Raw genomic sequence first — 10,741 nt, 5'->3', positions numbered from 1 at the left:
GTGTCGAGGACTTCGTTCCGTGCCTGCTGCCGTCGGGCAAGGTCGAGCGCATCGAGACCCTGGCGAAAGACGGACACAAGGTTCTGATGGTTGGCGACGGCCTCAACGACACGCCGGCGCTGAGCGCGGCGCATGTCTCGATCGCTCCGGCCACCGCCGCCGACATTGGCCGCAATGCCGCCGACTTCGTATTCCTGCGCGAAAGCCTTCTGGCAGTGCCTCTCGCGCTGGACGTCTCGCGCAAGGCGGGACACCTGATCCGCCAGAACATCGCGATTGCGATCGTCTACAATGCCGTCGCCGTGCCGATCGCCATCCTGGGCCACGCCACGCCTTTGTTAGCGGCGATTGCCATGTCTGCCTCATCGGTGCTTGTTATTGGAAACGCATTGCGCTTGCACGGCTTCGGGGCGAATGCGACGCTGCAAGTTATTCAAAAAGTCGGACGCTCCGCAGTCAGCTATTCGGCATAATCCTCGTGACGACGTTGCTCTATCTCATACCAGTGGCCCTTTTTCTGGGTGCACTGGGTGTGTCCGGCTTCGTCTGGGCATTGCGAAGCGGTCAATACGAAGATCTCGACGGAGCCGCCGAGCGGATACTAATTGATCGGGACGACAAACCGGAACGCTGATTTCAATCCGCTGTGCATAAGATGCGCGGATCGCGCTCGTCAGTCGAGCCGGCTCGGTCGGGAACAAGCTGTCCATGCTCCATGCTCCATGCTCCATGCTCCATGCTCCATGACCATCTTGACCTAAGCTGCACACTACATTTGTGAAAAGCCTCTGTCGTGCGAAGGACTGCCTCCCATTGCACCCAGTATGAGGCGTGTGATGCCACGAGAGTACCTCGCGTGGCCGGACGAGAGCTTGGCAATGTGCGCACGGGTTCCAAAGTGGAACGTCACGGTCGATCACCTGACCGTGAACCGCCAGTGCCGATTGGTCATGTCTGGCTGATCCAGATCAGGGTCATACTCATCGGCGTGGTCTATTGACCAGTCTTCGACGGAGAAATGCATGACTTACGGAAAGATTGGTCGTCATTATCAGCACCTTCACGGTTCTGGGTTTTCTGTCGTGTGGTCGGCCATGCCTTGTGCTTACGGCGCAGCCATTAGCTGACCGGCGTCGTGTGTATCTCGCTTGCTGGCTGACCATCCGCGTGGCTTGCGCGGACAGGGGGCCGATCAACAGCTTTCGCCTTTGATGGGTTGTGTGCGTCGTTGCCGATCCATCCCGATTCCCGGCCCGCGCCTTGAGGCTATGCGACGGTACCGGAACCCAGCGCACGTCACGCGGTTCCGCGCGCGTGGTGTCCGCTCGTCACGACGATGAACGAACAAGCGGCTGGAGTACCATGAACACCGTACACATCATCGACTGCCACAATGCAAATGACTACTTCGCCGACAGGCAAGAGGGACCGATCGTGCAGCACTTGTTAAAGGCTGTCAACATCCGCGCGGAGCTCCAAATGGCGTTGAACCGAACGAAATTTGGTGAGGCTGTAGTACGAGCGATGGAGGCGGAGTGCGACGTGCTTCACATCGCCGGGCACGGCAATGGTGACGGGATCGCTTCGTCCAGTGGGCGAAGTGGCCTTCTTTGGGCTGACTTCGTAAAAATGTTCCAGGGCTCGCATCCAGCGCCGAAGATCCTCGTGATGTCAACGTGCTGCGGAGCATCATCGGGGTTGGGACGTGCGTTTTCGAAATCGATCAACCGTCCGAAGTTGATCATTGGTTCGAGTGACGCGCGCTATTTCGACGACTATGTCGCCGCGTGGGCTTTGCTCTATCGGCGACTGAATTGCAAGGACATCGACATCGAAGCCATGCAGCAGGTTCTTGATGAGATATGCGCGGTCGTGGATAAAAGTTTCCGCTACCTTGGCTGGGATGACGAGAGAGAGCGCTACGTTCGATACCCTCACCCTCGCAAGAGAGCCCGCTTCGACGTCGTGGAGCGTGAGTAGTATGCGCAAGGGTTCCAGGTGGAATGTGGCGATCGATGCGGCGCGGCCGTCGCTGACCAGCGTCGCGAGTGTCTCGCTTGCTGGCGGCGATCTGCGCGGCTGCGCGGCGAAAGGGCGGGATCGGTTAGCCGCATCCACCTCTGAGCGCTTTGAGTGCTTCGTTGCCGATCGATGCGAATCTCCCGGCCCAGCGCCTTTAGGCAATGCGGCGGGCACGGAGCTCATGTCACTCGGCTCAGTTCCACCGTTACACGAGGATAGGCGACCGGATGGCGGCACGCTGATGGGCTCTGACGATAATTTTGACATCGTTGTCGTTGGAGCCGGCCCGGTCGGCCTTTCGTTCGCTGCGTCGCTTGCCCAAAGCGAACTCAAGGTGGCAGTTGTTGAACAGAACACATTCGATAGTCTGGCGAATCCGGCTTTCGATGGTCGCGAAATCGCGCTGACCAACGCTTCGATCAGAACCCTTCGCGAGCTCGGCGCCTGGGATGTCATCCCGGCTTCGGACAAATCAGCACTTCAAGGCGCGCGCGTGCTCAACGGCTCGAGCGCATTCGCTCTTCGTTTCGATCCTCCCAGCAACTCTGGAGAACCGCTGGGGGTTTTGGTTCCAAATTGCCGGATCCGCGAGGCGCTGTTCAAAATCGTCCGCTTGCAGGATCGCGCCCGGCTGTTGTGCGGCCACTCGGTCGTCGATGCAACAAACAGCCAAGAAGGAGCAGTCGTAACGCTCTCTAATGGCGCGCGTTTAACTGCTCGGCTGGTTGTTGCCGCGGATTCGCGTTTGTCCGCCACGCGTGATCTGCTAGGCATCGGCGCCGATATCAACCGGCTTGGCCACTCGATGCTGATTTGCCGAGTGAGGCACGAGCGCGCCCACCACCAGATCGCCATCGAATGGTTCGATCACCATCAGACGATAGCGATATTGCCCCTCGCGGAGGGCATGTCGTCGCTGCTGCTCACATTGCGCTCAAACGAGGCCTATAGACTGCTTGCCTTCGATGATGATTTGTTCCTGTCGGAGTTGACGAAACGGTGTCGAGGGCGCCTTGGAAAAATGACCTTGGCAAGCAAGCGCCACACCTATCCGCTGGTCACGACCTGGGCGCACAAATTCCGGGCGCCGAGCGCCGCACTCATCGGCGACGCTGCCATCGGCATGCACCCGGTGACCGCTCACGGATTCAACATCGGTCTCAGCAGCCAGAAGCAACTCGCCCGTGGAATCATGACTGCGTGCCGCGACGGCCGCAATGTTGGCGACCCCGACATGCTGCATATATACGAAAGGCGGCTGCGCCTGTCGGCGGCGCCGCTCTACCATGCAACGAACATATTGGTTGGACTCTACTCCAGAGACCACCTGGCGGCACGGCTTGCAAGGCATCTGGGGCTTCGCTTTGCCCAACATGTTCCCCTTGTCCGGCATGGGATTTCGGCGGAGCTCCAGCGGTGATACTGCACCAGCAGTCGCATTTTTGCGCGTGCTGGGCGAGCGATGAGAGAGTGCATGATGCACCGGAGTAATCCTGCTCCCCGACGCTGATCTCCGATTGAAGAATTAACCCGTCCTTCAGGGGGGCTGCATAGGCTGCGGACAAGCAGGAGTAAGCAAGCTGACCCGTCCAGCCTTGGAAAAAGAAGATCCGCTGGAGGCGAGAATCCTTCAGGACCAGCTCGCTGATCTGAGGGCAGGCCTTTTCGTCTCAATGCCGATAAGCATTGTGCTGTCCGGGCTGATTTTGACCGTGCAGGCCCTTTCCGGGAACGGTCTTGCTGGCGCGGCCTGGTTTTCGGTCGTTAATGCGATAAATGCCGCCCGCCTTGCACTCGCCCGTCATCAGCTGAAGGAACCCGGAGTCCAGGATGATCTGACACGGGTTTGGCTGCGGCTTCGCTGGTTTGGCAGGCTTGCTCTTCTGGCGGGATTCACCTGGTCATTCCTTGCCGTCCTAACGGCTGGATACACGACGTCTCAAGCATCGCTGCATCTAATAATTCTGGCGGGCATTTCAGCTGGCGCGGTCACGTACGGCAGCTCATATGCTGCGGCAGCGATATGCTTCATCACACCGCCACTCCTCATTGCCGCCGCATGTTTGCTGACGAAGGGAGCCCCGGAAAACTACATTCTGGCTTTTGCCGTCCTGCTTTTCGAGGGCGGCCTGGTTCGATCCTCGTTCGTTGGACAAGCGCGCTTCCGTGACGCGAGCCGCCTGAGACATCAAGCCGAGCGGCTTGCCGCGGAAATGGAGCGCAATTCCAGGGAGGACCATCTTACCGCGCTCCTCAACAGGCGGGGCCTCGAACATGCAATCGATCAGTTTGAGAACACCGATGGACCCTTTGTGGCCATGCTGATTGATCTGGACGGGTTCAAATCTGTCAACGATACCTACGGTCACAGAACGGGTGACGAGCTGCTTGCCAGGATCGCCCGCCGAATAGAGGAAGAAGCACCGGAGGGCTCAACGCTCGCCCGCATCGGTGGGGATGAATTCGTGCTGGTTTTTTCTTCGCGAAAGAATTCTCCTTCTCCCACCAATCTCGCGTCCAATCTCATAGCCAAGCTTGCTCGCCCCTATCCTGGGATCGCATCAGTCCGCATTGGAGCGTCTATAGGAATCTACTTGGCTGAAAACCCCGGACTAACGGAAATGTTGTTGCGGGCCGACATCGCCCTTTACACAGCTAAGCGCCGCGGCAGGAATGAATTTTGTCTGTTCGATGCCGAGCTAGCCCGGGAGTTGCAACGCCGCCAGTCAATCGAACGCGATCTTCATTCGGCGATAACGATGAGAAGCTTGGTCGCTTGGTTTCAGCCAATCGTAAGACTCGAAACTGAAGCCGTCGTCAGTTTTGAAGCCTTGCTAAGATGGTCTCACCCGCTTCACGGTCCCATTTCTCCGCCCGAGATCATGACAGCGGCACGCGAAACTGGAATGCTTCAGCTGCTAACTCAAACGGTATTCGCCGACTGTTGCGCTCTTATCGAGGGCTTGGTCAAAGCTGACCGTCGTGATGTTCGTGTGGCGATGAATGTTTCACCGTGCGAGTTGGAAGCTGGCGATATTGACGAGATGATTCTTAATGGTCTGGCGGCAAAAGACCTCCCTGCAACGATGTTCGACATCGAGATTACCGAAGAAGCCCCAGTGGATCCGGACAGAGTGGATGAAAAGCTCGCCCGGCTTTCACATGCTGGCATTTCTATCGCGCTCGATGACTTCGGCACCGGTTTTTCGACGTTGGCATCGCTCAAGGACAGTCGGATCAGGAAGGTGAAAATAGATCAGGGCTTCGTTCGCGGCTTAGCCAAGTCCCGGGAGAATCGGCTGCTTGTCAAAGCGGTGATTGATCTTGGTAGGACGCTCGGGATCGAGGTCATGGCCGAGGGCGTTGAAACAGAGGCAGATCGGCAAACTCTGTACAAGCTTGGCTGCAGAACCGCGCAGGGCTTCCTGTTCTCTAAGGCAGTGCCTCTCCATTTGGCACTTGATTCGGTAGTAAAAGAGCACGCGAAGGAGTTGTGACCGGCCTCTCCGTCCGTGCTGCTCGCGGAACTTTCATGTGGGGTGGACCTGACGCGCGAAAGCCGTTTCGGACGGTAGAGTTATTACGGGGGCGAAACTGAGCACGTGGTTTGGATAGCAGCAATCCGGTCCACCGGCGCACATGCAGCGGCTTCATACAAGCGTTCAAGTTGCGAGATGAGCTTGAGTGAACGACGTCGGAGAATTGCGTCCTTTGGACGCTGGTTTCGCGGTTCCCGTAGGATTCGATTACGGGAAGCGTTCTTGGCTGCTTCTCGGCTCAGCGCTCATCGGGATGAACAACGTACCCGCGGTCAAGGTCTTCGCGACCTCAACCCAGTCACCATCCCGCAACAGCAGCGGTCGGGTCCTGATCAAGCGCTCAGCCTCAGCACAGGTGCTGGAGCAACGGTAGAGCGCGGAAAACGTGTATCGGAATGCGCTGGCTCACCATAGGAAGCTGCCACGGCATGTCGAATGTCCCCAGGGGGCGGACCGTTCCCTTGCATTTGTCTCGATGACGGGCTCTCAAAGCTAAAGCCAAGAGAGCTTTATAAAAATCGCACCCGATCGGCTGCGCAACGACGACCAGCTGAGGCCCGATCGGGTGCTAAGGTCGTGCCAAAAAAGGCGCGTCACTGTCGCATTTCTAGCCGGCTTGCGATCGGACGTCATCTCTTGGCGATCGCTGCCCCTTCTCTCAAATGCGCTTAGCGGCGCCGATGGCGAATAGCGCAAGCTTTTCCACCCGTTTCTACTCCACTACCGAGACTCGTCACCAACCTCCTTTTATTCGCTTCCATATGGCCCATCCTGTCTCCAATCGAGGAGGAGCGCGAACATGGGCCAAGCCGTAGAACGTCTCAGTCTCGGGAATTCTTCTGCTCGCCAAACTGCCGTTGTCGCCGGCACCATATTTGGCAGGGTGACAGTGCACGACAAGATATCAGGCGTTCTTGTCTGGGCTGAACTATGCTTGCAAGCCATAACCCAAAAATCGCCGATCCCTTTGAATTCGAGCCGGATGAATGGGTGTTTCAAAATTTTTGGCGGTTTTAGGCAGAACCCTCCGATGGCCCGCGTACCGGTCAAGCTTCGTGAGCACTTTAGGTTCGTCGATCAGGCATAGGTTTCTTTCCCATGCCACATGCTGGCCGTTTGCCTAGTTCGGAAGCCCTCGAGAGGCGTTGCTCGTCTTGGTATGGCGTCGCCCCTTTTTCCGATCCATCGGCCACGGAGCTAGAATGGTGTCTAGCTGTTGCCGCCTACTTGGTCATCCGGCATGGAGATGCCTATATACCGACCTTCGAAAGGCTGGAATACGAGGTCGAACAAATGCGGCGGAAGCTCGGAAATCGCGAGCGAGCGCAGCGCGTGCTGGCCACGCTCAACCTAAATGGCTCGGACAGCTGGAGCCGTGAGGTTGGTTCTCAAGGCCTGGATGGCGCCGCAATCACATTCGCCCGGGCGGGGTAAAAGCGATTTTTTGGAGCCACTCGCGCTTTTGCGCTAACGAAGGTCCCGCGCCGTATTTGGGCCGGATCCATTTGTGGCCCATCAGAGAAGCAATTACCTTCTCCGGCGCCTCAACTGCCGTCAGCCGGTCCTCGAAAGTGTGTCGCAGGCTATAAAGACTATGCTCGGAAGTCGGCAGAAGTTCCTTGCTGGCGAGCACCTTGTTGACGAGCGCTGAAAGTGACGCGGCCTTGTCGCGATAACGAGGAAAGCCGTCCGGATGGAGCTTGATGGCTGCAAGTGCGCCGCCAACCAAGGGAATGTCACGGGCTGAATGACCGGTCTTCAAGCGACGGCCATTGGGGCGCACCCGCACATGCGGGATTTCTCGATCGAGGTGGATTGTTTCGGTGGTGAGGTTTGCCGCTTCAGAAAGCCTGAGTCCGGTATCGGCAATCACATAGATTAGATGGCGGGCTTCGTCATTGAGTCCGTCGAGCGCGCCTTCAGCGAGTATCTTCTCCTGAATGAACTCCGCTGTGAACGCAGCGCGTTGCCCGGGGACGGCGCCGGAAAGACGCAGGTTTCGAAAAACCGGCTCCAGCTTGAGCTGGTGAGTCAGATCGACGACGCGCAGCATTTTCGAAACATGGCCGATGTCCTTGTTGGCCGTACCGATATCAAGTCCATCCTCAACGATCCGCTTTTGCCACCACTCGCGGAACGCGATTGCGTCGTCCCGAGTGAGGCTTGCGATCTCCTTGTCGCCAATGACTCCAACCAGATTGGCAACTGCGCGCTTTTTGGGGTTACGCCATTTCTTGATTTGGTTGGGCGACATGGTCAGCAAGTTCTGTTGCTCGATCGTCTCGAATTCCTTGATAAGACCGCTCAGGCGGACCGCTGGCCGCTTCTCCCCACCCATGACGGCCGAGACGTCCTGCGCGTCCTCGATCGATTTTTTGTCGAGGAGCAGCTTGATACGGGCCATGAGTTCGTCGAGCGGCCCCGCTGCTAGTTCCTCGTTAGTGCGATAGGCCAATCCAAATGACCGCGCGCGCTTCCTCGCGGCTTCGAAACGCAGCCCCGCCTCGGCGGATTGGCCTTCCCGCAGTCTACGCCAATACGCCTCCAGCCCCGCGCCGAGGCTTTGCACTGCATCTCGCGCCCGTACACCGCGGGGATCGTCAGCCACGGCGACGCCCGTGGAAATGCGTACTAGGCAGCGGCGATCAAACGCCGCGAATTCCTTCGGCACCCTGCGGACGAGATACCAGATGCCTTCACGTTTATGCGGCTTTGGCGCTGCGGAACGTCGCATTATCTTTCTCTAATGTTACACAGTTTGTTACACAGTCTAAGATATGTTTCGCTTCGTGCTGGTCAAGCGCAACAAGGAAGCTTTTGAAAGGAAAGGATTTTTATGGAAGCTAAATGGCGGAGAGGGAGGGATTCGAACCCCCGATGGGCTTGCACCCATGCCGCATTTCGAGTGCGGTGCATTCGACCACTCTGCCACCTCTCCGCGGTCATGGTCGGCCGTTGCCGGCGCGGCGCACTAGATAACGGCTGAACGGGCAGGTTACAAGGCCAATCCGTCAGTTATTTGGCTTGCCGGGCAAGCAGCGGATTCGCGACGGTTCAGCGGCGGCGAGGCCTGGGTAGGTTGGTAACCAGTCACGCGTGCTTGCCTCGACGACGGTCACGTCGTGCAGTCGTGCTGACACGCTCGATCCTTCGGCCGCCAACAACAGTCCCGACAACAGCTGTTTGCCTTGACTCGCACTCAACCTTCGGTTAGGGACAGCGCGCAATCGGCGTGGAGGGTTCTTCCGCGCCGCTTGTTTTTTGAACCCGCAGACTGACAAAAAGACGGCTGAACCGCCAGAGGCGGCTCATCAAGGCCGACCGAACAGCGAAAGGCAAAAAATGTTCGCAGTCATTAAAACGGGTGGCAAGCAGTATCGCGTTGCCGCCAACGATCTCCTGAAGATCGAAAAACTCGAAGCCGCTGTCGGCGATATGGTCGAGATCGGCCACGTCCTCGCACATGGCGAAGGCGAGAATGTCACGTTCGGCGCGCCGTTCGTCGACGGCGCGGTGGTCACCGCCGAAGTCGTCGAGCAGGGCAAGAACCGCACCGTCATCGCCTTCAAGAAGCGCCGCCGGCAGAATTCGCGCCGCAAGATCGGCCATCGCCAGCTTTTGACCACCGTGCGGATCTCCGAGATCCTGCTGGGTGGCGCCAAGCCGACGAAGACGGCAGCGGTCAAGGCGCCGAAGAAGGTGAAGGCCGAGGCCGCCACCGAGGTGCAGGCGGAAGCCGCGCCGAAGAAGGAGCCCAAGGCCAAGGCAGCCGAGACAAAGGCAGCCGAGACCGCGGCAGCGCCGCTGTTCAAGGCGCCCAAGGGTGAGCCGGACGATCTGACCGTGATCAAGGGCATCGGCCCGGTCGCAGCCAAGGATCTCAACGAGCAGGGCATCATCACCTTCGCGCAGCTCGCCAAGCTGACCGACAAGGATGTCGCCAAGATCGACGAGCACATGCCCTTCAGCGCCGACCAGATCAAGGACTGGCGCGAGCAGGCCAAGGAATTGGCGGCGAAGTAATTTTCTGGCGACCAGGTCGCCGGATCGGACTTGAAACGGAACGCGAACGCGTTCATAAGGCCTTTTAGGCGCCTTGCGGCGCAACGGAGTTAGTTAGATGGCACACAAGAAAGCTGGCGGCTCGTCGCGCAACGGTCGCGACTCGCATTCCAAGCGTCTGGGCGTGAAGAAGTTCGGCGGCGAAGCCGTCATCCCGGGCAACATCATCATTCGTCAACGCGGCACCACGTGGCATCCCGGCGTCAATGTCGGCATGGGCACGGACCATACGCTTTTTGCGCTCGAGACCGGCGCCGTGACGTTCAACAAAAAAGCCAACGGCCGAACCTACGTATCGGTCAACCCGATTGCCAAAGCCGCGGAGTAGCCGGTTCCGCACTAGAACACCGGCGCCCATCTCGGGAACCGGTGTCTGGCAAAGCCAGGAAAAGGATCAGGGGAGATGGGTTTCCATCTCCCCTTTTTCTTGTGCCTGGAGGACTTTCAAATGGTTGCCGAAGCGGAAGACTCAGAAGACGAAAGTTACGCGATAGACTGCCCGGTGCTGGTCACCGAGCGGCTGGTGATGCGGGCGCCCCACGAGGGCGATATCGCGCAGCTGGTCGAGCTTGCCGACAACCGCCATGTCGCCGAAATGCTGGCACGCATGCCGCACCCCTATGGCGAGGCCGAGGCGCGCGCTTTCCTGGCCATGACCAAATCGCGCCGGGCCGGCATTGCTTATGCCCTGACGCTGGCCGGCACCGACACCTTCGTCGGTTGCGCCGGCCTCAACACCACCGATCGCGGGCTGGAGCTCGGTTACTGGATCGGCGAGCCGCACTGGAAGAAGGGCTATGCGACGGAAGCAGCGCACGCGCTGGTCGATCTCGCCTTCCAGAGGACGTCGATCCAGGTCCTGCATGCCTCGACGCGGGTCATCAATCCGGCCTCGCGCCGCGTCATCCACAAGTGCGGGTTCCAGTATGCCGGCCAGGGCATGCTGAACTCGATCGTCGCCGGCCAGGTTCCCGTCGAGCGCTACCGGCTCGATCGCAAGACCTGGACCAGCCTGCGGAACTGGGTGCATTTCTGATGGATGACGACGGTCAAACCAATGGTCGACAGCAGCGATATTGAAACGGCCGCGATCGCGCCGATGACGCCTGGGGATATCG

9 protein-coding genes and 1 tRNA gene are annotated in these 10,741 nt (G+C 58.8%); 8 read left to right on the top strand and 2 right to left on the bottom strand.

Annotated elements, in window-relative coordinates:
• From EN994_RS05690 to EN994_RS05670, 5 genes are all read left to right on the top strand, one after another.
• The coding region (locus tag EN994_RS05690; protein WP_127307431.1) for an HAD-IC family P-type ATPase at positions 1-473 on the top strand (473 nt) is incomplete at its 5' end.
• Between the two features lie 5 nt (positions 474-478).
• A complete protein-coding gene (gene ccoS, locus EN994_RS05685; RefSeq protein WP_081714250.1) occupies positions 479-634 on the top strand; it encodes a cbb3-type cytochrome oxidase assembly protein CcoS in 156 nt (51 codons plus the stop codon).
• Between the two features lie 728 nt (positions 635-1,362).
• Entirely contained in the window at positions 1,363-1,980 is a 618-nt protein-coding gene (locus EN994_RS05680; RefSeq protein WP_063169219.1) for a hypothetical protein, read from the top strand.
• Positions 1,981-2,260: 280 nt separating this feature from the next.
• A complete protein-coding gene (ubiM, locus tag EN994_RS05675; RefSeq protein WP_024502870.1) occupies positions 2,261-3,442 on the top strand; it encodes a 5-demethoxyubiquinol-8 5-hydroxylase UbiM in 1,182 nt (393 codons plus the stop codon).
• Between the two features lie 175 nt (positions 3,443-3,617).
• Positions 3,618-5,519 (top strand): EAL domain-containing protein, encoded by a 1,902-nt coding sequence (locus tag EN994_RS05670; RefSeq protein ID WP_082826564.1) that lies wholly within the window; start codon positions 3,618-3,620, stop codon positions 5,517-5,519.
• Between the two features lie 1,453 nt (positions 5,520-6,972).
• On the opposite strand, the gene EN994_RS05665 is transcribed toward EN994_RS05670, so the two are convergent.
• Positions 6,973-8,295, bottom strand: coding sequence for an integrase (locus EN994_RS05665; protein WP_063169217.1), 1,323 nt, complete (start codon positions 8,293-8,295; stop codon positions 6,973-6,975).
• Between the two features lie 114 nt (positions 8,296-8,409).
• A tRNA-Ser gene (locus tag EN994_RS05660) sits at positions 8,410-8,499 on the bottom strand.
• A 404-nt stretch (positions 8,500-8,903) separates the two neighbouring features.
• Between EN994_RS05660 and EN994_RS05655 the strand changes: the two genes are divergently transcribed.
• From EN994_RS05655 to EN994_RS05645, 3 genes are all read left to right on the top strand, one after another.
• Entirely contained in the window at positions 8,904-9,584 is a 681-nt protein-coding gene (locus EN994_RS05655) for a 50S ribosomal protein L21 (protein WP_013529062.1), read from the top strand.
• A gap of 97 nt (positions 9,585-9,681) precedes the next feature.
• A complete protein-coding gene (gene rpmA / locus EN994_RS05650) occupies positions 9,682-9,951 on the top strand; it encodes a 50S ribosomal protein L27 (protein ID WP_013529063.1) in 270 nt (89 codons plus the stop codon).
• A 120-nt stretch (positions 9,952-10,071) separates the two neighbouring features.
• Positions 10,072-10,659, top strand: coding sequence for a GNAT family protein (locus EN994_RS05645; protein WP_024502874.1), 588 nt, complete (start codon positions 10,072-10,074; stop codon positions 10,657-10,659).
• The last annotated feature ends 82 nt before the right edge of the window (positions 10,660-10,741 follow it).

The sequence above is a fragment of the Mesorhizobium sp. M7A.F.Ca.CA.002.09.1.1 genome (genome assembly GCF_003998555.1).
Lineage (GTDB): Bacteria > Pseudomonadota > Alphaproteobacteria > Rhizobiales > Rhizobiaceae > Mesorhizobium > Mesorhizobium ciceri.
This window is presented reverse-complemented; position numbering and strand designations above follow the sequence as displayed.